Annotated in this window: 22 protein-coding genes; 14 read left to right on the top strand and 8 right to left on the bottom strand. The window is 59.8% G+C overall.

Going from position 1 to position 23,606, the window contains the following annotated elements; all coding sequences use genetic code 11:
* Positions 1 to 65: 65 nt before the first annotated feature.
* Positions 66 to 584, bottom strand: coding sequence for an Mpo1 family 2-hydroxy fatty acid dioxygenase (locus HKK52_RS19415; RefSeq protein WP_169372165.1), 519 nt, complete (start codon positions 582 to 584; stop codon positions 66 to 68).
* An 84-nt stretch (positions 585 to 668) separates the two neighbouring features.
* On the opposite strand from HKK52_RS19415, the gene HKK52_RS19410 reads away from it, so the two are divergent.
* The 3 genes from HKK52_RS19410 to HKK52_RS19400 all read left to right on the top strand — a co-directional run bounded on the left by HKK52_RS19410 (position 669) and on the right by HKK52_RS19400 (position 2,155).
* Entirely contained in the window at positions 669 to 1,355 is a 687-nt protein-coding gene (locus tag HKK52_RS19410; protein WP_169372164.1) for a Crp/Fnr family transcriptional regulator, read from the top strand.
* Positions 1,356 to 1,428: 73 nt separating this feature from the next.
* Positions 1,429 to 1,794 carry a response regulator gene (locus tag HKK52_RS19405; RefSeq protein WP_169372163.1) on the top strand — a complete coding sequence of 122 codons (366 nt, stop codon included), beginning with the start codon at positions 1,429 to 1,431 and terminating at the stop codon, positions 1,792 to 1,794.
* Between the two features lie 112 nt (positions 1,795 to 1,906).
* Positions 1,907 to 2,155 carry a helix-turn-helix domain-containing protein gene (locus HKK52_RS19400; protein WP_169372162.1) on the top strand — a complete coding sequence of 83 codons (249 nt, stop codon included), beginning with the start codon at positions 1,907 to 1,909 and terminating at the stop codon, positions 2,153 to 2,155.
* 185 nt (positions 2,156 to 2,340) lie between these two features.
* Here the strand turns inward: HKK52_RS19400 and HKK52_RS19395 are convergent, their stop codons facing one another.
* Positions 2,341 to 3,345: an AraC family transcriptional regulator gene (locus HKK52_RS19395; protein WP_169372161.1), complete on the bottom strand. Its 1,005-nt coding sequence runs from the start codon at positions 3,343 to 3,345 to the stop codon at positions 2,341 to 2,343.
* A gap of 100 nt (positions 3,346 to 3,445) precedes the next feature.
* On the opposite strand from HKK52_RS19395, the gene HKK52_RS19390 reads away from it, so the two are divergent.
* Positions 3,446 to 4,519 (top strand): fatty acid desaturase, encoded by a 1,074-nt coding sequence (locus HKK52_RS19390; RefSeq protein WP_169372160.1) that lies wholly within the window; start codon positions 3,446 to 3,448, stop codon positions 4,517 to 4,519.
* A 112-nt stretch (positions 4,520 to 4,631) separates the two neighbouring features.
* On the opposite strand, the gene HKK52_RS19385 is transcribed toward HKK52_RS19390, so the two are convergent.
* The 3 genes from HKK52_RS19385 to HKK52_RS19375 are packed head-to-tail and all read right to left on the bottom strand — an operon-like array spanning position 4,632 to position 8,667.
* A complete protein-coding gene (locus HKK52_RS19385) occupies positions 4,632 to 6,242 on the bottom strand; it encodes an arylsulfatase (protein WP_169372159.1) in 1,611 nt (536 codons plus the stop codon).
* A gap of 14 nt (positions 6,243 to 6,256) precedes the next feature.
* Positions 6,257 to 7,072: an ABC transporter ATP-binding protein gene (locus HKK52_RS19380; protein ID WP_169372158.1), complete on the bottom strand. Its 816-nt coding sequence runs from the start codon at positions 7,070 to 7,072 to the stop codon at positions 6,257 to 6,259.
* Positions 7,069 to 8,667: an ABC transporter permease gene (locus HKK52_RS19375; RefSeq protein WP_169372157.1), complete on the bottom strand. Its 1,599-nt coding sequence runs from the start codon at positions 8,665 to 8,667 to the stop codon at positions 7,069 to 7,071. Before HKK52_RS19375 ends, HKK52_RS19380 begins: the two co-directional genes overlap by 4 nt.
* A 384-nt stretch (positions 8,668 to 9,051) precedes the next feature.
* Here HKK52_RS19375 and HKK52_RS19370 point away from each other — a divergent pair, with 384 nt between their 5' ends.
* Positions 9,052 to 10,065, top strand: a complete 1,014-nt coding sequence (locus HKK52_RS19370; RefSeq protein WP_169372156.1) for an ABC transporter substrate-binding protein — start codon at positions 9,052 to 9,054, stop codon at positions 10,063 to 10,065.
* Between the two features lie 111 nt (positions 10,066 to 10,176).
* Here HKK52_RS19370 and HKK52_RS19365 read toward each other — a convergent pair whose 3' ends face one another.
* Positions 10,177 to 11,103: a LysR family transcriptional regulator gene (locus tag HKK52_RS19365; RefSeq protein WP_169372155.1), complete on the bottom strand. Its 927-nt coding sequence runs from the start codon at positions 11,101 to 11,103 to the stop codon at positions 10,177 to 10,179.
* A 183-nt stretch (positions 11,104 to 11,286) separates the two neighbouring features.
* On the opposite strand from HKK52_RS19365, the gene HKK52_RS19360 reads away from it, so the two are divergent.
* On the top strand, positions 11,287 to 12,192 hold the full coding sequence (locus HKK52_RS19360) for a TauD/TfdA dioxygenase family protein (protein WP_169372154.1): 906 nt from the start codon (positions 11,287 to 11,289) through the stop codon (positions 12,190 to 12,192).
* A 128-nt stretch (positions 12,193 to 12,320) separates the two neighbouring features.
* Here HKK52_RS19360 and HKK52_RS19355 read toward each other — a convergent pair whose 3' ends face one another.
* Positions 12,321 to 13,937, bottom strand: a complete 1,617-nt coding sequence (locus tag HKK52_RS19355; RefSeq protein ID WP_169372153.1) for an alkaline phosphatase family protein — start codon at positions 13,935 to 13,937, stop codon at positions 12,321 to 12,323.
* A 151-nt stretch (positions 13,938 to 14,088) separates the two neighbouring features.
* Positions 14,089 to 15,033 carry a LysR family transcriptional regulator gene (locus HKK52_RS19350; RefSeq protein WP_169372152.1) on the bottom strand — a complete coding sequence of 315 codons (945 nt, stop codon included), beginning with the start codon at positions 15,031 to 15,033 and terminating at the stop codon, positions 14,089 to 14,091.
* 165 nt (positions 15,034 to 15,198) lie between these two features.
* Here HKK52_RS19350 and HKK52_RS19345 point away from each other — a divergent pair, with 165 nt between their 5' ends.
* From HKK52_RS19345 to HKK52_RS19310, 8 genes are all read left to right on the top strand, one after another.
* Positions 15,199 to 17,550, top strand: coding sequence for a TonB-dependent receptor (locus HKK52_RS19345; protein WP_169372151.1), 2,352 nt, complete (start codon positions 15,199 to 15,201; stop codon positions 17,548 to 17,550).
* A gap of 212 nt (positions 17,551 to 17,762) precedes the next feature.
* Complete coding sequence (locus HKK52_RS19340; RefSeq protein ID WP_054616563.1) at positions 17,763 to 18,089, top strand: hypothetical protein; 327 nt, start codon at positions 17,763 to 17,765, stop codon at positions 18,087 to 18,089.
* A 362-nt stretch (positions 18,090 to 18,451) separates the two neighbouring features.
* A complete protein-coding gene (locus tag HKK52_RS19335) occupies positions 18,452 to 19,261 on the top strand; it encodes an energy transducer TonB (RefSeq protein WP_169372150.1) in 810 nt (269 codons plus the stop codon).
* Between the two features lie 45 nt (positions 19,262 to 19,306).
* On the top strand, positions 19,307 to 20,032 hold the full coding sequence (locus HKK52_RS19330; RefSeq protein WP_169372149.1) for a MotA/TolQ/ExbB proton channel family protein: 726 nt from the start codon (positions 19,307 to 19,309) through the stop codon (positions 20,030 to 20,032).
* Position 20,033: 1 nt separating this feature from the next.
* Entirely contained in the window at positions 20,034 to 20,435 is a 402-nt protein-coding gene (locus HKK52_RS19325; RefSeq protein WP_003220570.1) for an ExbD/TolR family protein, read from the top strand.
* 289 nt (positions 20,436 to 20,724) lie between these two features.
* On the top strand, positions 20,725 to 21,306 hold the full coding sequence (locus HKK52_RS19320) for an alpha/beta hydrolase (protein ID WP_169372148.1): 582 nt from the start codon (positions 20,725 to 20,727) through the stop codon (positions 21,304 to 21,306).
* Positions 21,307 to 21,359: 53 nt separating this feature from the next.
* Positions 21,360 to 22,289 carry a sigma 54-interacting transcriptional regulator gene (locus tag HKK52_RS19315; RefSeq protein ID WP_169372147.1) on the top strand — a complete coding sequence of 310 codons (930 nt, stop codon included), beginning with the start codon at positions 21,360 to 21,362 and terminating at the stop codon, positions 22,287 to 22,289.
* Positions 22,290 to 22,542: 253 nt separating this feature from the next.
* Complete coding sequence (locus tag HKK52_RS19310; protein WP_054047863.1) at positions 22,543 to 23,325, top strand: MetQ/NlpA family ABC transporter substrate-binding protein; 783 nt, start codon at positions 22,543 to 22,545, stop codon at positions 23,323 to 23,325.
* Positions 23,326 to 23,606: the final 281 nt, after the last annotated feature.

The following is a 23,606-nucleotide window of genomic DNA, read 5'->3' as shown; positions in this document are numbered from 1 at the left end:
AGGACAACGTTGTCATCACGACCGACGAAAATCCTGCAGGAGCGAGGCTTGCCCGCGAATGCGATCTACACCGCTGCGTTTTTCTGACGCAAACGCACACCGCCCACCCGCGCCTCGATCTGCTCCTTGAGGTCATGCCGCAACCCCAACAAAAACGCCAACTCCGCCACCACAAACAACGGCCCGACAATCAACCCCGTCACATCATCGACAAACGCCGGTTTGCGTCCTTCGTAATGATGGCCGACAAACTGAATCGCCCAGCCAATCACAAACATCGCCACGCCACTGCTCAGCCAGATCATGGTGCTTTGCTGCGCGAGCATTTGCCCTGCCCAAATGCACAAGCCCAGCAACACCGTCATCAACACCCCGAGGCGCAGCTCCAGGCGCAGATAAAACCACGCCGACGCCAGCGCCAGCAGCACCGCCGGTGAAACCCAGCCTCCCGCCCATTGCGGCCGCGACAGCAAAACCGCCACCGCCACCACAATCAGTGGAATACCGATAAAGTGGCTGACGATATTGCGCGGGTCACGGTGATACGCGGCGTATTGACTGAGATGGTCAACGAGGCTTTTCATTGTTATTCCTCCTGTAGGGTGATGGATCATGCCCCGGGTTCAGCGTTCGCTCTGTCAGCCAGGCGACAATTTCCAGGAGTCTTCATGGACATGCAGGTTTGGCGTTCGCGCCTGATGAGCGGGCAGTGGTTCAGCCATTTACCTGTTCTCTTACAGGATAGTCTGCTGACCGTAGCTCGGTTGCGGCGGTTGACGCCGGGGCAGCGCCTGTTCAAACGCGGTGACCCGCCGTGCGGGCTGTACGCGGTGCTTGAGGGTTCGGTGCGCATCGGCGCGGTGAATGAGCAGGGCAAGGAGGCGCTGCTGAGCCTGGTCGAGGCACCGCACTGGTTCGGCGAAATCTGCCTGTTCGATGGCCAGCCACGCACCCACGATGCGTTCGGCGCAGGCCAATGCACCCTGCTGCACATCCCGCAAACCGCGCTGCTCAAGTTGCTCGACGAACAACCGCTGTACTGGCGACAACTGGCGCTGCTGATGAGCCACAAACTGCGCCTGACTTTCATCAACCTCGAACAACTGAGCCTGATGCCCGCCCCGGCGCGCTTGGCCCATCGTCTGCTGATGATCGCCGAAGGCTACGGCGAAATCGACCCGCCGCGCCGGGTACTGCAACTGCCCCAGGAACAACTGGCGTCGATGCTGTCGCTGTCGCGCCAGACCACCAACCAGATGCTCAAGGAATTGCAGGGGCAGGGGATTATCGGTCTGGGCTATGGCGAAATCGAAATCCTCGATGCCGAGCGGTTGCGGGCATTGGCCACAATCTAAAGCCATTGAAGTTAGTGATGGGCAACCGGCCCGAACGCGCCTAGCCTGTACCCCTGAATAATCGAGGTGTGCCATGCGTGTCCTGTTAGTGGAAGACGAACCTGAAGTCGCCAAGGTCCTGGCCAACGGCCTGAATGAAGCGAGCTATTCGGTGGATGTGGCGCTCAACGGCATGGACGGCCGGCGCTTCATCGAATCCGGCGAGTACGACCTGATCATCCTCGACGTCATGCTGCCGGGGCTCAACGGCTGGCAGCTACAGCAACAAATTCGCAAACTCGGCGAAACGCCGGTGCTGTTCCTTACCACCAAGGACGGCATCGAAGATCGCTTGCGCGGGTTGGAATTGCATGAGGATGACTACTTGCTCAAGCCGTTCGCCGTGAGTGAGCTGGTGGCGCGGGTGCGCAAGTTGTTGCGGCGGGATCGGGGGCGGTGATTTCTAGAGTCTGGTCAAAAAATGAGCTGGACTTCACGCCAAAGCTGCACTAAATACAATGCACATCCACACTTCGTGGAAATTTGCACTGTATGTGATGCAGGTATAGCGATTGGAAAACCTTGGTAAATTGATCCGAACATTGCGCAAAGAGAGAAAACTCTCTCAACAGGCGCTAGCGCTACAGTACGGCATGAGTCGCTCCACCATTTCGGGTATCGAGAACAACACTATTTCCGAAGTTGGTATCCGCAAGGTTCAAGCCATTCTCAGTGGCTTCGGATATGAACTCACGGGCGTGCCTCGACAATTGACGCGTCCGACTCTGGATACCCTGAAAACTATGAGCTTCCACGACTGATCTGGGGAAATCATGCGCCGCGTGAGTCTGGTCAAAAGCTGGGAAGATTTGGTGGACTGAAGATCGCCTTCGCGGGCAAGCCTCGCTCCTACAGGTCAACGCTATCTTCACGACTGGCGCATGACCTGTAGGAGCGAGGCTCGCCCGCGAAGAGGCCAGGCCAGGCAACCCACCTCCCAGGTCAGTCAGCGCAACCCATCCCGAAACTGCCCCGGCGTCATCCCCGTCCAGCGCTTGAACGCGCGGCTGAAGCTGCTCGTATCCGCAAACCCCAGCAGATAACTGATCTCACTCAACGAACACTGCGGATCACGCAGGTGCAATAGCGCCAAATTCTCGCGGCTTTCGTTGAGCAGCGTATCGAAGCGGCAACCCTCGTCCGCCAGATGCCGTTGCAGGCTGCGCAGGCTCAGGTGCAGGGTCTTGGCAATGTGTTCGGCGCTGGGTTCGCCTTCGGGCAGTTGCTCTTCAATCGCGTCGCGCACCTTGCGTTCCCAGGTCAGCGGTTTGAGCTGGGCCAGGGTGCGTTTGAGCACGGTTTCGTTATGTTCGGCCAGTTCCGGGTTGGCGTCGTCCAGGTGGCTTTCGAAGTCGACCAGGGCGAATTCCAGTCGATCCTCGGCGGCGGCGAAGTACACCGGCGAGCGGAAGACCTTGTGCCATTGGTGCGGGTCCGCCGGTTCGGGGCGACGCAGGTACACCGCCAGCGGTGCGTAGTCGCGGCCCAGGCGATTGCGGCAGGTGCGTACGTAGATCGCGGCAAAGGCATCGATGGCTTCGAAGGCCGGGGCCGGGTTGCCGGGCGGGACTTTCAGGCGAAAACGGTAGCGGTCGTCGCTGCGGGTCAGTTCCAATTCCAGGGCATCGCTGACCACCTGGTGATAACGCACGATGCGCTCGAACACCTCCCGCAGACTGCCGCTGGCCACCAGCGCATAACCGAGCGCATGGAAGGTGGTCGGGCTGACAAAGCGCGAAACGCGCAAACCAATTGCCGGGTCGCCGCTGACTTGTACGGCGATTTCCCACAGGCGCGTGGTGTTGGACAACGGATAACGGGCGTTAGGGTCGTCCATCAACTGCGGATCAAGCCCCGCCTGTTGGCACAGGGCGGTGCTGTCGAGGCCCAACGCATCGAGTTGCTTGCGCAGGGCGCGGGTCCAGCTGGCGAGGGAGGTCGGTTCAGTCATGCTGATTGGCGCTTCCGGTCAACAGGTTGGCGTTCACGGCTACCATCTTGTGAGAGGTCACAAGGCAGGATGTGAACATCAATAACCAGAGGATGGAAGCATGGACGGTACTTCTGCAAGTCCCCAGCGACTGAATGCAGCCCAACGATCAGCCCATATTCGCGAAGTGGTGCTGGCCAGAGGCGTCGAGCTGCGAAAACGCTACCCGATTCTCAATCATCAGGACGCCCTGGGCGCGGGTATTCTGGCCTTCGCCCTGACCGGGATGATCGGTTCGGCGGCGCTCTACATCACCGGGCACATGGCCTGGTGGGTGTGCCTGTTGCTCAATGCCTTTTTCGCTTCGTTGACCCACGAGCTGGAACACGACCTGATCCACAGCATGTACTTCCGCAAACAGCGGCTGCCGCACAACGTGATGATGGGCCTGGTCTGGCTGGCGCGGCCGAGCACGATCAACCCGTGGATTCGTCGGCATTTGCACCTTAATCACCACAAGGTCTCCGGCACCGAAACCGACCTGGAAGAGCGGGCGATAACCAATGGCGAACCCTGGGGCATCGCGCGGTTGCTGATGGTCGGCGATAACGTGATGTCGGCGTTTATCCGCATGCTGCGGGCCAAGACCTGGGCGCACAAATTCAACATCATCCAACGTACCTTGAAGGTTTATGCGCCGCTCGCGTTGGTGCATTGGGGCGCGTGGTATGTGTTTCTCGGCTTCCATGCCGCCAACGGCATCGCGTATTTGATGGGCGCGCCGATTGAATGGTCGGCGACCACGCTGTCGGTGATGCAGGTGATCGACATCGCGGCGGTGGTGATCATCGGGCCAAACGTGTTGCGCACTTTCTGCCTGCACTTTGTCAGCTCGAACATGCATTACTACGGTGACGTCGAACTGGGGAATGTGATCCAGCAAACCCAGGTTTTGAATCCTTGGTGGATGTGGCCGTTGCAGGCGTTTTGCTTCAACTTCGGCAGCAGCCATGGGATTCATCACTTTGTGGTGAAGGAGCCGTTTTACATCCGCCAGATGACCGTGCCGGTGGCGCATAAAGTGATGCGCGAGATGGGTGTGAGGTTCAATGATTTCGGGACGTTTGGGCGGGCGAATCGGTTTGTGCGCAAGGAGGACGTTCAGGGACAACACGTAGAAGGTGTGCGGGTGTGATGATCGTTCCCACGCTCTGCGTGGGAATGCAGCCAGGGACGCTCTGCGTCCCAAAGCGGACGCGGAGCGTCCGGTGAGGCATTCCCACGCGGAGCGTGGGAACGATCGGTGGCTAATCCGGCTGAAACGGCGACTCACTCAATATCACTCCGGTCTCATCCACATACCGCTGCCAATGCTCGATCAGCGCAGTCAGTTTGTCCGGCTGACTTAACGCCAAATCATGAATCTCCCCCGGATCGCTCCCCAGATCATAAAGCTGCCACGCCGCAGGCCCCACTGGCCCGGGAATGTACACAGCCTTCCACTGCCCCTGCCGAATCGCTCGTCGCCCGAACAACTCCCACCCCGTAACGGTGTGTTCGTCATGCACCTGCGCCGTCTCGCCGGACAGAAACCCTAGCCACGATTTCCCCCGCAGCTCCGCCACGTCCTTGCCACGCCAACGCTTGCCCGGATGGCGCACGCCGGCCAGGTCGAGAATCGTCGGCGTGATGTCCATCACCGTGCCAAACCCATGGCTGATCTGCCCCTTGAGCGACAGCTGCGGGTAGTGCACCAGCGCCGGCACGCGAATCCCGCCTTCGGTGGTGAACGCTTTGAACAACCGTGACGGCGCGGTCGCAACCTGGGCCCAGCTCGGTCCGTACCAGACGTAGGAGTTGGCACGGCCGATGTTGTCCAGGCGGTTGTCGTAATGCTGGTTCAGATACGTCAGCAGCTCCGGGCCGAATTTCGGGAAGGCTTCCAGCAGCGCCCCTTCGGCGCCGTTATCGGACATGAACAGGATGAAGGTGTTGTCCAGTTGCCCCTGTTTGCGCAGGTAATCGACGACGCGACCGATGTTCCAGTCCATGCGCTCGACCATCGCCGCATAAACCTCCATGGCCCGCGCGGACACCTGCCGTTGTTCGTCGCTCAAGGCATCCCATTGCGCGTTGAGCTGGATCAGCGGATGGGGTTCGACATCGGCGTCGATCAGCCCCAGGGATTTGAGTTTTTCCAGACGCTCAAGTCGCAGCACTTCAGGGCCGGCGTCATAACGGCCTCGATATTTCTCAACGATGTCCGCCGGCGCCTGCAACGGCCAGTGCGGCGCGGAAAACGGCAGATAGGCAAAGAACGGACGCGTCTGATCGCGCTCCTTGAGGTACTGCAAAAGCTTGTCGCCAAAGGCGTCGGAGGAATAGAAATCTTTCGGCAGTTCTTCGACAAAAGTGTCGTCTTCGATGTACAGCGCTGGCGTGGATTTCAGCAGACCCGGCGTGTGTTCATCGTAAGTCGGCTCGAACCCGTAATGGTTGGCCGCCCCCGGCAGCAGTGAGAACGAACGCTCGAAACCCCGTGCGTGGGGCGCCAATTCGGCGGTCAGGCCCAGGTGCCATTTGCCGCTCATCAACGTCTGGTAACCGGCCTCGCGCAGCAGTTCCGGCAACGCCACCACGCGATCGTTGAGATGACCCTCGTAACCCGGTTTACCAATCAGTTCCGGGGTCAGCGCTTCGGCCATGGTGCCGATGCCGGCGATGTGGTGGTCGGTGCCGGTCAGCAGCATCGAACGGGTCGGCGAGCAGGTCGGCGCGGTGTGGAAATCGGTCAGGCGCAAGCCGTTGTTGGCCAGGGCATCGAGGTTCGGCGTGGCGATTTCACCGCCGAACGCGCCGATATCGGAAAAGCCCAGGTCATCGGCCAGGATCACCAGAAAGTTGGGACGTTGCGGCATCAAAAGTCTCCTGTTCAGCAGGCAATGAAGGACAGCGGCAGGTCGCGGATCTGCACCGGCACGGTCGGTTGGTAGTGATCGTCGCTGGTGAGTTCGTGCAGCAGCTCTTCGCGCAATTGGTGGAAGTCGAAACTGCTGCGCTGGCGCGGGTGGGACAGGGCGATGTCGACCACTTGCTTGATCCGTCCGGGACGCGGCTCCATCACCACCACGCGGTCGGCGAGGAAGATCGCTTCCTCGACGTCATGAGTAACGAGGATCGTGGTGATTTTTGCTCGACTGCGAATTGCCAAAAGCTCGTCCTGCATTTGCTGACGGGTCAGGGCATCGAGGGCGCCGAAGGGTTCGTCCAGCAGCAGAATCCGTGGGCTGGCGACCAGGCCGCGAGCGATTGCGACCCGTTGCGCCATGCCGCCGGAGAGTTGGTGCGGGTAGGCGCGGGTGAAGTCTTTGAGGCCGACCAACTCGATAAAATCGTCTACGCGTTTTTGCTTCTGTTCGGCACTCAGTTGTTCGTTGACCAGGCCCAGGCCGATGTTGTCGGCCACCGTCAGCCACGGAAACAAACGGTGTTCCTGAAACACGATGCCGCGCTCGCCACCGATGCCGCTGACCGCTTTGCCGTCCACGGTGATCTGCCCGCGAAACTGCGTATCAAGGCCCACCAGCAGCCGCAGCAACGTGGACTTGCCACAGCCACTGGAACCGACGATGGCAACGAATTCGCCCTCGGCAATCTCCAGATTGAATTCGCGAATCGCCTCCAGCTCAAAACCATCGACGTCGAAGGATTTGCCCACGTGATTGAAGCTGACAATCGGTGCGTTCATGCGTGTCTCCAGCGGGTAGCGCGGATTTCCAGGCGTTGGCCAATGAGGTTGAGCAGGGCGCCGGTCAGGCCCACCAAGAGCATGCCGGCCATGATCAGGTCCATGCGCAGCAGTTGTTGCGCGCCGATCATCTGGCTGCCGATGCCGCCATTGGACGGCATGAAATATTCGGCGCCGATGGTGCCGAGCCAGGCGTAGATCAGGCTCAGGCGCAGGCCGGCGAAAATCCCCGGCGCGGCACCGGGCAAGACCAGACGACGCAGGCGCTGGCCGAGATTCAGGCGCAGCACTTGCGCTGCTTCGTTGAGTTGCGGCGAGAGGTTGGCGACGCTGCGTTGGGTGGCGATGAACAGCGGGAAAAACGCGGCGAGGGCGACGAATACCCACTTGGCCAGTTCCCCCAGACCGAACCACGCGGTGAGCAGCGGCACCCAGGCGAAAATCGCGATCTGGCGGATCGCGGCGAGGGTCGGGCCGAGCACCCGCTCACTGGTGCGCGACAGCCCCAGCAGCAAGCCCAGCGCAAAGCCGAGTCCGCCGCCCAGCAGCAAACCGCCGAGGGTGCGGCCCAGGCTCAGGGCCATGCCGCCGATCAAGGTGCCGTCGAGCAAACCGTGCCAGGTGGTTTCTAAAACGGCCAATGGGCTGACCAGAATATTCCCGTCGATCCATTGCTGATCCGTGGTCACTTGCCACAACACCAGCAGCGCCAGCGGCACCAGCCACGGCTGCACGCGCTGCCAACCGGCATAACGCGGCCCGCGACGAATTTCGGCAGTGGCGGGATGCGGCCAGTGCACCAGTTTTTTATCCAGCAACCCGATGCCGCGATCCATCGCCACGCCAATCACGCCAATGACCACGATCACCACGAAGACGATGTCGAGCATGAACAACTGCCGCGCCCAGACCATCAGGTAACCGATGCCTTCGCTGGACGCCAGCAGTTCGACGGCCAGCAACGACGTCCAACCGGCCGCCAGCGCGAGCCGCACGCCGGCCATAAAGGCAGGGAGTGCGGCAGGCAAAATGAGGCGCCGGATCAACAAGCGGGTGGGCAGGCGCAGTACGGCGGCAGCTTCGCGCAGTTTGGGTTGTGCATCGCGTACGCCGACCAGGGTGTGCAGGGTCACCGGCACCACAATGGCCTTGACCAGCACCACCAGTTTCAACACTTCGCCGATGCCGAAAAACACCATGAACAACGGAATCCACGCCAGGGTCGGCACCTGCGCCAACCCGGCGAATGTCGGGAACACCAACCGCTCCAGGCGCGGACTGAAACCCAGCGCGGCGCCCAGGGCGGCACCGACGCTGATCCCGGCAAGCAAGCCCCAGAACAGGCGTTGCAGGCTGATCCATAGATGGCTCCATAACTCGCCTTGGGACAGCTCGACCGCGCTGCTCCAGACCAGCGAGGGCGCTGGCAGGATCTGCTCGCTCATCCAGTGATTGCGGCTGGCCAGCCACCAGAGGGCGAACAGGCTGATCGGCAGTAACCAGGGCAACAGGCGTTGGCTCAGGCTTGGCCATAGGCGCCGGCCATTGAGCGGCGGTGCGGCCAGCGGCAGGCTGAGAAGGGAAACACGGGCCATGGATGACCTCCGTTTTTGACCTTGTGTAGGAGCGAGGCTTGCCCGCGAAGGCGATGTGACATCCGCCATCAATGTTGAATGTGACGGCCTCTTCGCGGGCAAGCCTCGCTCCTACAGGTCTTCGGTGTATGCAAAATTGATCTATAAAAAGTTGAATCAATGCTATTGAGAGATAAGCGAGACCATTTAAGGCCTCCAGCCCACACGCATCCAATGCATTCGAAGAATATTTTCGATGCTGTTTATGCATACCCGCCCGAGAGCCGCGCGTTGACTGGTATAGATCCAAAAGCTATAAAAATGTGCATTTATAGTATTTAAGTGCTGGCCCCGATTCAGCCTACGTTCTGCTCCTCAACGCTGTCGCCACCAGGAGCCGCACCCATGAATCGTCCCTTCAAACGTGTCATCAGTCTGTTTGCCATACCGGCCCTGGCGGGGTTGCTGGCGTTCACCGCCCACGCCGACGAACTCAAGGAAATCAGGATCGCCGTGCCCGACCTCAGCGCCGGTACCCAGCACAGTGGCGGCGGAATAACAGACGTTCTGCGCGACCAGCAGATCTTTGAGAAAGCCTTCGCCGACCAAGGGATCAAGATTCAGTGGAGCTTCTTCAAAGGCGCTGGCCCGGTGATCAACGAAGCGTTCGCCAACGGTCAGGTGGATCTGGCTTACCTCGGAGATCTCGCGGCGATCATCGGCAAGTCCAATGGCCTGGACACCCGCCTGCTCAGCGCCTCCGCACGTGGCGTGAAACAGTATCTGGGCGTGGTGCCGGGTTCGGGGATCAAGACGTTGCAAGACCTGAAAGGCAAACGCGTGGCGATCTTCCGTGGCACCGCCACGCAGTTGTCGTTCGATGCGGCGCTGGCCAGCCAGGGTTTGAGCGAGAAGGACGTGAAGGTCATCAATCTGGACTTCAACGGTGCGGTGGCGGCGTTGGCCGCCAAGCAGATCGATGCGTCCTGGGGCAGCTCCGGGTTGACCGCGTTGAAGGCCAAAGGTCTGGCCGAATTGCCGTTGAACACCAAGGATCTGGGAGGCGCGGGCAGTGTGCAGGCGGTGTTGGTGGGCTCCGGCAAGTTTGTCGACGAGCATCCCGACGTTGTCGCGAAACTGTTGAAAGCGCAGCAGCAAGCGGTGGAGTGGCTGACTCAGGACAGCAACAAGGAGGCGTACATTCAGTTGGTGTCGGGGCTGGCGAGCTATCCGCCATTGATTCTTCAGCAGGATTTGCAGGATCAGAAATTGAGCGAAGTGTTCCCGTCGACGCTGGACCCGGTGTTCCTCGGCAAATTGCAGGATGCGGTGGACCTGGCGTCGCAGCAGAAGCTGATTCGCAAACCGTTCAAGGTGACCGATTGGGTGGTGCCTGAATTGGCTGCGGCCAAGCTCTAACCGATCGTTCCCACGCGCAGCAAAGGAATGCCTCATCGGACGCTCCGCGTTCGGCTTTGGATGGGACGCGGAGCGTCCCGGGCTGCATTCCCACGCGGAGCGTGGGAACGATCACTGTCCGACCGCGACAGCGATCTGCTGCTTATCCACCGCCACCAACGTCTCAATCATTGCCCGCGCGGCCGGCGACAACCGGAACCCGGTACGACTGACAATCCCGCACCGCGCGTTCATGCTCTCGACGTTCTGCGGCAAATTGCGCCAGTGCAGCAGCACCAGCGAACCCTGGGCAATGTCTTCGACAAACGCCTCTTCCGTGCCGATGCCAATCGCATTCGACTGCAGCACAATCTTCACCAGCGCCGGAAAGTGCTCGGTCTCGATGGTCGGTGAAAAATCCATCCGGCCACTGAGGTTCGCCAACAGTTTGCGAATGCCCGGCGGGATCAACGTGGTCGCCAGCGGATAGTCGAACATGTCGTTGGTCGACAGGCTGTCCTTGACCAACAGCGGATGCCCCGGCCGACAGAAAAATACCCCGCGTTTGGGCGTCAAAGCCTGGGTCTGGAAGTTCGGGTCAGCCTCGAAATGGCGGATGTCGGCGATGAAGAATTCGATCTCTTCACGGCTCAGCGCTCGGCTGAGTTTTTCCCAGTTATCCACCTGGAAACAGGTGCGCACTTTCGGGTGCGCATTGATGAATTGCGCCACCGCGTCCGGCACCAGTTTCACCGCTGGCGCCGGGCCGCAGCCGAAGCGCAACTCGCCAGCATCGAGCTTGGTCATTTGCGTCACTTCAGCGTTGAGCAGCGCCGCGCCTTGCACCAGGGTCAAGGCGTGTTGCAGCACCACCTGACCTTCGGGTGTCGGGCGCAAATCCTTGTTGCCACGGTCCACCAGCACACAACCGAACTCTTGCTCCAGCCCTTGAATGCTGCGGCTGAACGCCGGTTGAGTGATGCCCATGGCGTCGGCCGCGCGGACAAAACTGCGGTGTTCGTTAAGGGCGATGAAGTAGCGCAACTGGCGAAGATCCATATGCTTTTCCGGCATCCTAAAAATAGCTCGAAGGCATTTGCGACGAGCGTTGCTTGAGGTTTTAAATGCAAGCTCTTATTCCGTCAACGAAGCATTAGCATATCTATTAGACCTAAATTGAATATAGATAGAGCATTGTTTCGCTGTCGTTCAACCGTCAGCAGTCCGATCGAGGGTCTACCCATGAGCAATGCCGCTTTAGCTGTAAAACCCGCTGTTCACGCGCTTGAGATCCATCCGGTGGCCGGTCGGATCGGCGCCGAGATCCGTGGCGTGCAACTTTCCGGTGAGCTGGACGCCGACACTGTCGAAGCGATCCAGCAGGCGCTGGTCCAGTACAAAGTCGTGTTCTTCCGCGAGCAGACCCAGCTCGACGATCAGAGCCAGGAAGCCTTCGCCCACTTGCTCGGCGAACCGGTGGCGCACCCGACCGTGCCGGTGCGTGACGGCACCCGTTACCTGCTGGAACTGGACGGCGCGGAAGGCCAGCGCGCCAACTCCTGGCACACCGACGTGACCTTCGTCGACGCCTACCCGAAAGCCTCGATCCTGCGCTCGGTAGTGGCACCGGCGTTCGGCGGCGATACGTTCTGGGCCAACACGGCCACCGCCTACAACGAACTGGCGCCGGAGTTGCGCGAACTGGCGGACAAACTCACCGCCGTGCACAGCAACGAATACGACTATGCTGGCGCCAAGCCTGATGTGTCGGCGGAGAAGCTGGAGCGCTACCGCAAGATCTTCACCTCCACCGTTTACGAGACCGAGCACCCAGTGGTGCGTGTGCATCCGATCAGCGGTGAGAAGAGCTTGTTGCTGGGGCATTTCGTGAAGCGCATCAAGGGTTACTCACAAGCGGATTCGGCGCATTTATTTGGCTTGTTGCAGAGCCATGTCACACGCCTGGAAAACACCGTGCGCTGGCGCTGGAAGGCGGGTGATGTGGCGATCTGGGATAACCGCTCCACCCAGCATTACGCGGTGGACGATTATGGGACTCAGGATCGGGTGGTTCGGCGGGTGACCTTGAAGGGCGAAGTGCCGGTGGGCGTGGCGGGACAGCGCAGTCAAACTATCAAAGGGATTTGAGGACGTGATCGTTCCCACGCTCCGCGTGGGAATGCAGCCCGGGACGCTCCGCGTCCCATTCAGGAGCCGAACGCGGAGCGTCCGTGGAGGCATTCCCACGCAGAGCGTGGGAACGATCAGTATCAGTACTACCAAACCCCTATGTGCACCAACTTCTCGGTTTCGGGTTCGCCATAACGAAACCGCTGCCCGCGCAAATCAATCTCCTCATGACTGATGGTGGTGCGCCGCTTCAACCCGCGCACCCACTCAAACAAATACCCCGCATGTTCTTCGCGCACCGCCGCAAACGCCGGGTTCGCGCCCAGGTCCTTCAACTCCTGCGGATCATTCAGCAAATCAAAAAGCTGCGGCCGAAAGCCGTCATACGCCAGGTATTTCCAGCGCTCGCTGCGGACCATGGTCATGCGGCAACGGTCGATGGGTTGTTCCAATCGCTCACGGGCCGGGGCCTGGAAGGCGTAGTCGTATTCGCTGATCGCATAGCGGCGCCAATCGGTTTTTACGCCGTGCAACAACGCAATCAGCGAGCGTCCCTCTAGCCGGTGGTCAGCGCTCGGCAAACCCAGTGCTTCAAGAAAGGTTGGCAACGCATCAATGGTTTCCACCAGCCGATCATCCACCGATCCGCGCGTGACATCCGCCGCTGTTCGCGGGTCACGCACGATCAGTGGAATCCCTACCGCTGGCTCCAGCAAAAACTCTTTTTCCCCCAGGTAATGGTCACCGAGGAAGTCACCGTGATCGCTGGTGAACACAATCAACGTGTCGTCCCAGCGCCCATTGCTCTGCAGAAAATCGAACAGCCGCCCCAATTGATCATCGACCTGCTTGATCAAGCCCATGTAGGTCGGCACCACGTTCAACCGCACCTCATCACGGGAAAAATTCAGGCTCTCTTCATGCTGCCGAAACGCGTGGTACACCGGGTGATCGCTCTCCTCGCCGACCTCTGCGCGGACCGGTTCAATCACCTGCTCGGCGCCATACAGTGCGTGGTACGGCGCCGGGGCGATGTAGGGCCAGTGCGGTTTGATATACGACAGGTGCAGGCACCACGGCTGCTCGCCATGTTCGCCGATGAAGTCGATGGCGCGGTCGGTGGTGTAGACGGTTTCCGAATGCTGCTCGGGAACGCGCGCCGGTAGGTGGGCATTGCGCATTTTCCAGCCGCTGAGGATTTCACCGTTATCACCCTCGGCCGCATTGGCCCAGTCGTGCCACGGGTTGCGCCCGTCGAAACCGCGCTCGCGCAGGTAATGGGTATACGGCGCGGACTCGCGTTTGTCGTCGAACAGCGGGTCGTCGGGGAAGATGCCGTCATGCCGGAAGTACGGCTCGAAACCGACCTCGTTCAGCACTTCGGCTTGCGCGCTGGAAGGATTGATCGCCAGCCGTTGCAAGGCATCCAGATTGGGCGTGGCGTGGGTCTTGCCCACCAGCGCGGTACGGATGCCATGGGGGCGCAGATAGTCGCCGATGGTCAGTTCTTCCAGGGGCAACGGCACCGCGTTCCAGGCGACTTGATGGCTGCTGACGTAGCGTCCGGTGTAGGCCGACATCCGCGAAGGTCCGCAGATCGTGCCTTGGGTGTAAGCACGGCTGAAACGCACGCCAGCGGCGGCCAGGCGATCGATGTTCGGCGTGTGCAAGTGCGGGTGGCCGTAGCACGACAGGTAATCGCGGCGCAGTTGATCGCACATGATGTACAGCACGTTGCGCACGGGGTTTTGGGTGTTGGGCATGGGGTTCACCGATCAGAAGACAGGCGAGGGTTTTCGCTGCTGGGACGGGGTTGAGGCAAGTGCATTTGGGGAATGGGTTTTATGCAGCGGGTGCATCAGGTCCGGGCGCCACAAACCCGTAGGAGCAAAGCTTGCTCGCGATAGCGGTAGATCAAACAGCCAAATTCTCCAGCGAACACACCTCCTCATCCACCGCATCAATCTCCTTGATCTGCGCAATCATCGCCTCGGCCAACGGCGACAATCGATACCCGGCGCGGCTGACAATGCCATACCGCGTGTATAACTCCTCCAGATCATCCGCCAGGCCTTCGATCTTCAAACACACCAATTCACCCTTGGCCAGATGCAGCGCATCTGAATAAGCACCCACAATCCCGATGGCATCCGAACGCATCACCACGCTCAGCAAGCTGTGGCTGTTTTCGCATTCCACGTTCGGCGTGAAGTCTGGTCGCCCGCTCAAGTCAACGATGACTTTGCGCAGGTTCGGCGGGCGAATGCTCACCGCCATCGGATAGCTCATCAATTCCGCCGCGCTGACGCTTTCACGCCCCGCCAACGGATGCCCGGCGCGGCAGCAGAAATGCCATTTGCGCGGGCGCAGGCGTTGGGTCAGGTAATCCGGATCGGCCTCGAAATAACGCGTGTCAGCGACAAAAAACTCGAACTCCTCACTCAACAGTCGCTTGCTCAAGCTCTGCCAGTCGTCGACCTGAAACTGCACCCGCGCTTTCGGATAACGCCCGATAAAACTGCCGATCGCTCGCGGGATCAATCCGGCCGCCGGTGCCGGGCCGCAACCGAAGCGCAACTCCCCGGCCTCCAGGCCATTGAACTGGCTGATCTCGTTGGCCATCTGCTGCGCGCCGCTGACCAGCCGCCGCGCATGTTCGAGCAACACCTGGCCTTGTTTGGTCGGCGCCAGGTCCTTGCGTCCGCGATCCACCAACTGACAACCGACGCTGTGTTCCAGCGCCTGGATGCTGCGGCTGAACGCCGATTGCGAGAGGTTCACCGCCAGCGCGCCCGCGACGAAGCTGCGCTGATCGGCGAGGGCGATGAAGTGTCGGAGTTGGCGCAAATCGATATGCATTTTTCACATAAAAAATATCGGGCGAATGCATTGGATATGCATCAGGTGGACTCCTTATAAAGGCAATCTCTTATGCAGTAAATCTTTGTAAAAACATAAATAAATAACTTAAAAGAATATGCACTGCTGAATGTCACTGCGTGTTTTTTGACCAGGAGCCGCCCCATGAGTCCGTTGAACCTTGCCTCGCCCCTATCGCCCCGACGGCTCAAACGCCTGCCCCTGGCCCTGTTGCTGGCGGGGAGCGCCCAGGCTTATGCGGCCGACACCATGACCCCCGAAGCGGCCCCCGCTGGCAAACCTACGGCCGACAGTTCGCAACTGGAAACCGTGACCGTCACCACCCGCCGCCGCGAAGAAAGTTCGCAGGACGTGCCGACGCCGATGAGTGTGGTCAGTGGTCAGGCCCTGGAAACCCAGCGGGTCTATCGCATCCAGGATTTGCAGCAACTGGTGCCCAGCGTCAACGTCGCTTACATGCATGCGCGCCAGTCCAGCGTGTCGATCCGCGGCCTGGGCAACAACCCGGCCAGCGATGGCCTGGAAGGCAGCGTCGGGCTCTACATCGACAACGTCTACCTCGGGCGGCCGGGCATGGCAGTGTTCGACTTGATGGACATCGAGCAGCTCGAAGTGCTGCGCGGTCCGCAAGGTACGTTGTTCGGCAAGAACACCACCGCCGGGGTGATCAACATCAGTACCCGCGCGCCGTCGTTCACCCCGGAGCGCAGCATCGAAACCTCGGTGGGCGAGGACGGTTACTTCCAGACCAAGGGCACGATTTCCGGGCCGCTGAACGACGAACTCGCCGGGCGCTTTTCTGCGTATCGCACTCGCAGTGATGGCGACATCAAGAACGAATTCAACGGCCACGACTTGAACGGCGGCTCCCGCGAAGGCTTCCGTGGCCAGTTGTTGTTCAAGCCCAACGAGTCGTTCAACCTGCGCTGGATCGGTGATTACAACGAAGAGGATTCCAGCGCCGGCACCCGCGTGTTGTACAACACCGGGCCGACCATCAATGGCGTGAACCTCTATTCAGCGCGCGCTGCTGCAGCGGGCGCGACCCTGGTCAACGGCTCCCATCGCAAAGTCAATCTGGACAACGATCAACACGTCACCGTGCATCAGGGCGGCACGTCGGTAGAGGCCAACTGGACCTTGCCGAGCGACTTTACCCTGACCTCGGTCAGCTCCTACCGCTGGTGGAATTTCACCCCGCGCAATGACGACGGTTTGAATGTACCGGCGAGCTACAACGCCGGGGTGTCGGTGGAGGATAAGCAGTACTCCCAGGAATTCCGACTGGCGTCGCCCAAGGGAGAATTCTTCGACTACGTACTCGGCGCCTACTACTTCGGCTCGGACCTGGACAACAAATCCTTCTCCTATTACGGCCCGCAAGCCGACATTTGGAATGGCACGCCGCGAGGCGCACTGGCCAATGTCAACAGCGTCGGTAACGGCCATATTGAAACCAACAGTTTTGCGTTGTTTGCCCAAGGCACCTGGCACCTCACCCCACGTCTGGACTTCACCGCAGGCGTGCGTGGCACCTATGAAGAGAAAAACGCTTGGGTGACTCGTGATGCACCGGTGGGTGGCGCGGCAGTCACGGGCGCGGCAGCGACGGCCAGACGTGGTCGCACGGGTGCTTACGACTCCGGCGATCTGAATCAGTACAGCTCCAGCCCTTCAGGTTTGCTGAACCTGAGCTACCGCTTCACCGATGACCTGCTCGGTTACGCGACCCTGTCCCATGGTGAGAAGTCAGGCGGTGTGAACCTCGCCGTGGGCTCCGCACCAACCGCTGGCGCCGATTCACTGCTGATCGGTACCGAACGCGCCAACAACGCCGAACTCGGTTTCAAAAGCACCCTGTGGGACCGTCGCCTGCAACTCAACGCCAACGTGTTCTGGACCCAGGTCAACGCTTACCAGACCAACGCCTACGACGACGTCAACCGCGTGCAATACCTGACCAACGCCGGCTCCGTGCGCTCCCGTGGCGTGGAAGTCGAAAGCACGATCATCCCGTTGCGCGGCTTGACCCTGAACCTCAACGGCTCCTTCAATGACGTTAGCTACCTCTCCTACAAAGATGCTCCGTGCCCGCCGGAAGTCAGCCTGCGTCCAGGCGCACCAGCCTCTTGCGACCTCAGCGGTCACCAAGTGGTCGGTGCCTCGAAATGGATCGGCAACGCCAACGGCGAATACAAATGGAACCTGAGCAACGGCTTCGAAGAGTACGTCACCGCCAGTTATGCATTCCGTTCCAAAGCCGTGGGTACGGTGGAGGATTCCGATTACGGGCAGATCCCGAGTTATGCGGTGGTCAACTTATCCACAGGCCTGCGCGGCGACTTCAATCAGGGGCAGTGGGACGTCTCGCTATGGCTGAAAAACGCCTTCGACAAAACCTATTACACGACCCTCTGGACCGGCGGCAACGGCGGTTATGAAGGCTTGCTTGGGACGCCTCGGACCTTGGGTGTGACGGGGCGCTATGACTTCTGATTCGGCTTAGTGCCGACAGAAGTAACGTCTGAATATTTTGGAATAACTTATAAAGACTCCGCATAGTGGTTATCGCATTTTTTGTCGAACAATAAGTCTGTTTCGCCGTGGACAATAATCGATTGTCGAACCATGCTCTGTTTCGTGAGTTTCCAGGAGGAAACTTGCTCTCATCGGAAGACACTTATTTAACAGATAAAGGAAGTCGAACCATGTCGAGCATTAATGGTACTTACGTAAACGACAACGCTGGCGCCAAACTGGTGATTACCGATGGCAACGATTCCAACGGCACCTTCAGCGGTACGTTCAGCCAGGGCGGCGTCAACTATGACGTCAGCTACGGGCACTATCACTTCCAGAACAGCACCGGACAACCTACCACCATCACGTTCACCGGGCTGAATGGCAGCAGTGGTTTTCAAGCATGGTCGTTGTTTTCACCTGATCACAATTACAAAAAAGTTCGTGCGGTGGGTTCGCGCACTAACTTCGATGGCGAAGTAGTGGGTCTGGCTGGAGAGTTCATCAAGCAATAATCAGTGCTGTAGTAAACAACAGGCTGATGCATTGGATATGCATCAGCCTGTTTTCGTTTGTGAGCGATACATACTGTAGTTAGTTGTAATGCCTACGACTTTCCCCCCTGAATCGATGCCTTCCACGAATACTTTCAATGCTTGCAAAGCATGGTTTTTTCGACGCTTCGCTGTAAGCCTTGTACGGCGTGGCTTTGGCGAAATTGATTGCTTTATATATTCGATCCAGATCTATCCATAACTTCAAAGATTACTTTAAGAGATAAGCGTCTGGCCCAATGATTGGCCTGTCGATACGCCACGCGGGGGATTCAGTGCGGGTGTATTGGGTTATTCGCAAAGAGACCGCAGGGAGTTAATCAATGGGCAATGTCCAGACCGCCGCCGGCGCACATGAGGTGCTCTGGCGCCAGGCGCCGAGTGGCGAGTTGGTCGACCTCGGCCGGGTGCCTCGCGTGCCGTTGAGCCAGTTGCGTTTGCAGCGGGCGCCCAAGGGCATCCTGAGTCGACGCGAGGCGATCCTTCTCGGTGTGCTGGCGTTGCTGGTGCATGGTGCGGTGATCTATTGGGTCAATCAGCAACCGATCAAAGAGCTGCCGATCGTGCCGCCGGAAATTCCGCCGATGACCATCGAATTCTCGCGCCCGGCACCACCCGTGGTCGAGCCGCCACCACCACAACCGGTTCAACCGGTGATCGAGCCACCGCCGCCCGTGGAAGACGAGTTGGCCGTGAAACCACCGCCACCGAAACCGATTCCCAAACCAAAACCCGTGGCCAAACCGGTGCCGAAACCAGCGCCTAAAGCCGTCGAGCAACCACCGGCACCGCCGCAACCGACAGCGCCAGTCGCGGCGCCAGCGCCACCCGCACCACCGGCGCCCGCGCCAGTGACCCCGGCCTCGGCCAATGCCGCGTACCTGAAAAACCCGGCGCCGGAATACCCGTCCCTGGCTCAGCGTCGCGGTTGGGAAGGCACGGTGTTGTTGCGGGTGCATGTGTTGGCCAACGGCAAGCCTGGCGAGATCCAGATTCAGAAAAGCAGTGGGCGCGATCAACTCGACGAGGCCGCGCTCAATGCGGTGAAGCGTTGGAGTTTTGTGCCGGCCAAGCAAGGTGATGTCGCCCAGGATGGCTGGGTCAGCGTGCCCATCGATTTCAAGATTCATTAAACCGAAACCAATTTCGCGCAAAAAATTTACACGAGGGAATACATCATGACGTTACTGGCCTCTCCACTTGAATCCATCGAAGGCGCGGTGATCTGGCTGCTGGTGGTTTTTTCCGTTGCCACCTGGGGTTTGGCGTTGCTCAAGGGTGTGCAGTTCGGTCGCCTGAAAGCTCAGGATCGCAAGTTTCATAAACAGTTTTGGGCGGCGTCGAGTCTCGATTCGGCGGCCGAGTTGAGTGAGACCCAACCGGGTGCGGCGGCGCGTGTGGCCCAGGCCGGTTATGCGGCGATTCAGGTAGGCGAAACGCCGGCAACGAATGATTTGAGCCAGGCGATTAATCATCAGGATCGATTGGAGCGCGCCCTGCGTCAGCAGATCGTCCGCGAGCGTCGTTCGCTGGAAACCGGGCTGGCGGTGGTGGCGAGTATCGGCAGCACCTCGCCGTTCATTGGTTTGTTCGGCACGGTGTGGGGAATCATGGAAGCGCTGAAAGGCATCAGCGCGGCGGGTTCGGCAAGTCTGGAAACAGTGGCCGGGCCGATTGGGGCGGCACTGGTCGCCACCGGTGTGGGGATCGCGGTCGCGGTGCCGGCGGTGCTGGTTTACAACTACTTCTTGCGTCGTCTGAAACTGACGGCGGCGGACCTGGATGACTTCGCCCATGACTTCTACAGCCTGGCGCAGAAGAGTTCGTTCCGCCTGTTGATTCACCCGACCTCGCACAAAGTCGTGGCCCAGGGTAGCGCGCAGAAAGTGAAGGAGGCGTCCTGATATGGCCTTCTCCACGCAAGACAGCGATGAGGTGCTGAGCGAGATCAACGTAACGCCGCTGGTGGACGTGATGCTGGTGCTGCTGGTGGTGTTTATCGTCACCGCGCCGCTGCTGACCAACGCGATCCCGATCAACCTGCCCAAGACCGAGGCCGTGGCCCCGGTGGAGCAGAAAGACCCGCTGGTGGTGAGCATCGATGGCGCTGGCAAATTGTTTATCAACAAGGACGAAATCCAGCCGGACTTGCTGGAATTCAACCTGAAATCGGCGAAGGCCAAGGACCCGGAAGTGCGCGTGCAATTGCAGGCGGACGACGGGGTGAATTACGGCGAAGTGGCGCGGGCCATGGCCTCGATTGAGCGGGCAGGGATTACCAAGTTGTCGGTGATCACTGCGCGGTAGGTTTTCTACAGTTTTCCGGGGCCGTCTCCTTGGCAGGGTGCGGCCCTTTTTTTTGGCGTAAAGATCGTTCCCACGCTCCGCGTGGGAATGCCGCCCGGGACGCTCTGCGTCCCTTCGCACGGCGTGACGCGGAGCGTCACAAGATGCATTCCCACGCGGAGCGTGGGAACGATCAGTAAATTCTATATATTCTTTATAGGTCTTAATAAATAGCTTCTTATTCCTTAACGAATATAACTCCCATCCCTATACTCGATCAGGAACAGACACGCAGCAGGAGAGCTCCCCCATGCGCAACGAATCAATTCGCTACCTGATTGTGCCGGGCTGGCAAGGATCGCCGGAAGATCATTGGCAAAGCCATTGGCAGAACAGTCTGCCGAACAGCGCACGGGTGGAGCAGGCCGACTGGCTGACGCCGCGCCGTGAAGATTGGGTCGCGGCACTGGCCGAGGCGATTGCCGCCGACAGCACGCCGGTGATCCTGATCGCCCACAGCCTGGGTTGCATCACCGTTGCCCATTGGGCCGCCACCGCGCCCGTGCAATTTTTGCGTCAGGTTCGGGGTGCCTTGCTGGTCGCGCCGGCGGACGTCGAACGTCCGGCCTGCTCGCCGGCCCTGCGCAACTTCGCACCAATTCCCACCACCCTGTTGCCGTTCCCGAGCCAAGTCGTCAGCTCCGACAACGACAGCGCCGTCAGTGCACCGCGTGCGATGGAGCTGGCGCGCAATTGGGGGGCCGAGGCGGGGATTCTGGCGGGTGCCGGGCATATCAACGTCAAGTCAGGTCACCAGCGCTGGGAGCAGGGTTTTGCCTATCTCTACCGCCTGCAAAACCGCATGGAGCATCACGCCCTGCGCCGCGCTTAATTTTTATTTTTTCAACGCCCCCGTCTCCCGGCGGTTTTGGGCGGGAGTCTGCCATGAGTTTTGAAGCCTTCGGTCAGCCGCTGCTGACCTTCCCCGACGCCGAAAAAAGCCCCCTGAGCATCCGCGCCAAAGCGCTGGTGTTCGTCGATCCACGCTCGCGGCAGTTACGCCAGGAATTGGAGCAATTGGCCCCGCGCGCCATTTCCGTATTGATTCGCGGTGAAACCGGCAGCGGCAAGGAATTGCTCGCGCGCCACATCCATCGCGCCAGTGATCGTGGCGGTTTGTTCGTGTCGGTCAATTGCGGCGCGATCAGCCCGACCTACGCCGACGCCGAATTGTTCGGCTACGCCGCCGGCAGCTACGCCGGCTCGGCCAGCAGTCGTGCCGGCTGGTTTGGTTCGGCCAATGGCGGCACGCTGTACCTGGACGAAATCGGCGACTTGCCGCTACCCATCCAGATCAAACTGCTTGCCGCCCTGGAGAACCACGAAGTCACCCGTGTCGGCGCGCACCAGCCGAGCCCGGTGGACGTGCGCCTGGTTGCCGCCACCAGCATCGACCTGGCCCAAGCCGTGGCGGCGGGGAAATTCCACGAACGGCTTTATCACTACCTCAGCGAAGGCCAGCTCGAATTGCCGGCGTTGCGTGAGCGGGTGGGCGACATTCTTTCTCTGGCTGAATACTTTCTCGGCATCTACAGCCAGCGCCTGGACCTGCCGGTGCCGCTGATCAGCGAGACGGCGCAACATCTACTCGAAGCCCACAGCTGGCCAGGCAATACCCGCGAGCTGGAGAACGTCATTCACTTCGCGCTGCTGGTGAGCACTGGGGATGAGATCTTGCCGGAGCATTTGAATCTGCCGGAGGCGCCACCGTCGTTGGCGCAGATCGAGCGGCAACTCAAACAAATCCTCGCCAATGGCACCGCTGCCGAACAAACAGCCTTGAAGCAACTCCTCAAAAACACCGCGCTTGTGTAGGAGCAAAGCTTGCTCGCGAACCCAGACGACACGGTGTGTCAGGAAGGACGCCTTCGCGAGCAAGCTTCGCTCCTACAGGTAACCCGCGAGCCAGAGCTGTATGAACAAAATGGAATATCAAAGTGAATAAAAGATATTGTTCGGGAATAAAAAATCCCGGTATTGTCCGCTTCACGCCAGCGATAGCACTTCACTGGCACACGTACTAATAGCCGTCGTCGATGACGACCGTGATTTCGGATAAGGACACTGCATGAAAAAGGTTCTGTTGTTCACCGCATTGGCGGCTGCCCTGACTGCGGGCCTGGCCCAGGCTGGCGAGAAACTGGTGGTTGCGGCGACCCCGGTCCCACACGCCGAGATTCTTGAACTGATCAAACCAACCCTCGCCAAAGAAGGCGTGGATCTGGAAATCAAAGTCTTCACCGACTACGTTCAGCCGAACGTGCAGGTCGACCAGAAGCGTCTGGACGCCAACTACTTCCAGACCCTGCCGTACCTGAAAAGCTTCAACGAAGGCAAAGGCACTAACCTTGTGACCGTGATCGGCGTGCACGTCGAACCGTTCGGCGGCTACTCGAAGAAAGTCAAAACCCTGGCTGAATTGAAGGACGGCGCAACCATTGCCATCCCTAACGAAGGCAGCAACAGCGGCCGTGCCCTGATCCTGTTGCAGAAGGCTGGCCTGATCGAGTTGAAAGACCCGAAAAACGCCCTGGCCACCCCGAAAGACATCGCCAAGAACCCGCACAACTTCAAGTTCAAGGAACTGGAATCGGCCATGCTGCCGCGTGTGCTGGACCAGGTCGACCTGGACATGATCAACACCAACTACGCGCTGGAAGCAGGTCTGAACCCGGCTAAAGATGCACTGGTGATCGAAGGTGCCGATTCGCCTTACGTGAACTTCCTGGTGGCTCGTCCGGACAACAAGGACAGCGACGCCATCCAGAAACTGGCCAAAGCCCTGACCAGCCCGGAAGTGAAAGCGTTCATCGCCAAGAAGTACAACGGTGCGGTATTGCCGGCGTTCTGATTTAACGCAGCTTTAAACCCCTTCAAGGTTTTGAACGCCGACGGCTAACACTAGCGTCGGCGTGATCGTTCCCACGCTCCGCGTGGGAATGCCTCAACGGACGCTCCGCGTTCGGCTTTAGATTGATCGTTCCCACGCTCCGCGTGGGAATGCCTCTAGGGACGCTCCGCGTCCAGTGACGCGGAGCGTCACGGGCTGCATTCCCACGCAGAGCGTGGGAACGATCGTCTTAGGCCGCCTGCGCCTTCAACGCCCGGCGCAACGCTACCAACAACTTCACG

Origin of the sequence: Pseudomonas sp. ADAK2 (genome assembly GCF_012935755.1) — a bacterium.
GTDB lineage: Bacteria > Pseudomonadota > Gammaproteobacteria > Pseudomonadales > Pseudomonadaceae > Aquipseudomonas.
The sequence above is the reverse complement of the archived record's forward strand: the minus strand, read 5'-3'. Positions and strand labels throughout refer to the sequence as shown.

Bases quoted from the DNA above. Each gene is read 5' to 3' on its own strand.
- HKK52_RS19370 (WP_169372156.1), top strand. From the start codon at position 9,052: ATGAATCGTCCCTTCAAACGTGTCATCAGTCTGTTTGCCATACCGGCC.
- HKK52_RS19390 (WP_169372160.1), top strand. From the start codon at position 3,446: ATGGACGGTACTTCTGCAAGTCCCCAGCGACTGAATGCAGCCCAACGA.
- HKK52_RS19335 (WP_169372150.1), top strand. From the start codon at position 18,452: ATGGGCAATGTCCAGACCGCCGCCGGCGCACATGAGGTGCTCTGGCGC.
- HKK52_RS19410 (WP_169372164.1), top strand. From the start codon at position 669: ATGGACATGCAGGTTTGGCGTTCGCGCCTGATGAGCGGGCAGTGGTTC.
- HKK52_RS19415 (WP_169372165.1), bottom strand. From the start codon at position 584: ATGAAAAGCCTCGTTGACCATCTCAGTCAATACGCCGCGTATCACCGT.
- HKK52_RS19385 (WP_169372159.1), bottom strand. From the start codon at position 6,242: ATGCCGCAACGTCCCAACTTTCTGGTGATCCTGGCCGATGACCTGGGC.
- HKK52_RS19310 (WP_054047863.1), top strand. From the start codon at position 22,543: ATGAAAAAGGTTCTGTTGTTCACCGCATTGGCGGCTGCCCTGACTGCG.
- HKK52_RS19315 (WP_169372147.1), top strand. From the start codon at position 21,360: ATGAGTTTTGAAGCCTTCGGTCAGCCGCTGCTGACCTTCCCCGACGCC.
- HKK52_RS19330 (WP_169372149.1), top strand. From the start codon at position 19,307: ATGACGTTACTGGCCTCTCCACTTGAATCCATCGAAGGCGCGGTGATC.
- HKK52_RS19325 (WP_003220570.1), top strand. From the start codon at position 20,034: ATGGCCTTCTCCACGCAAGACAGCGATGAGGTGCTGAGCGAGATCAAC.
- HKK52_RS19395 (WP_169372161.1), bottom strand. From the start codon at position 3,345: ATGACTGAACCGACCTCCCTCGCCAGCTGGACCCGCGCCCTGCGCAAG.
- HKK52_RS19380 (WP_169372158.1), bottom strand. From the start codon at position 7,072: ATGAACGCACCGATTGTCAGCTTCAATCACGTGGGCAAATCCTTCGAC.
- HKK52_RS19320 (WP_169372148.1), top strand. From the start codon at position 20,725: ATGCGCAACGAATCAATTCGCTACCTGATTGTGCCGGGCTGGCAAGGA.
- HKK52_RS19375 (WP_169372157.1), bottom strand. From the start codon at position 8,667: ATGGCCCGTGTTTCCCTTCTCAGCCTGCCGCTGGCCGCACCGCCGCTC.
- HKK52_RS19340 (WP_054616563.1), top strand. From the start codon at position 17,763: ATGTCGAGCATTAATGGTACTTACGTAAACGACAACGCTGGCGCCAAA.
- HKK52_RS19405 (WP_169372163.1), top strand. From the start codon at position 1,429: ATGCGTGTCCTGTTAGTGGAAGACGAACCTGAAGTCGCCAAGGTCCTG.
- HKK52_RS19355 (WP_169372153.1), bottom strand. From the start codon at position 13,937: ATGCCCAACACCCAAAACCCCGTGCGCAACGTGCTGTACATCATGTGC.
- HKK52_RS19365 (WP_169372155.1), bottom strand. From the start codon at position 11,103: ATGGATCTTCGCCAGTTGCGCTACTTCATCGCCCTTAACGAACACCGC.
- HKK52_RS19350 (WP_169372152.1), bottom strand. From the start codon at position 15,033: ATGCATATCGATTTGCGCCAACTCCGACACTTCATCGCCCTCGCCGAT.
- HKK52_RS19345 (WP_169372151.1), top strand. From the start codon at position 15,199: ATGAGTCCGTTGAACCTTGCCTCGCCCCTATCGCCCCGACGGCTCAAA.
- HKK52_RS19360 (WP_169372154.1), top strand. From the start codon at position 11,287: ATGAGCAATGCCGCTTTAGCTGTAAAACCCGCTGTTCACGCGCTTGAG.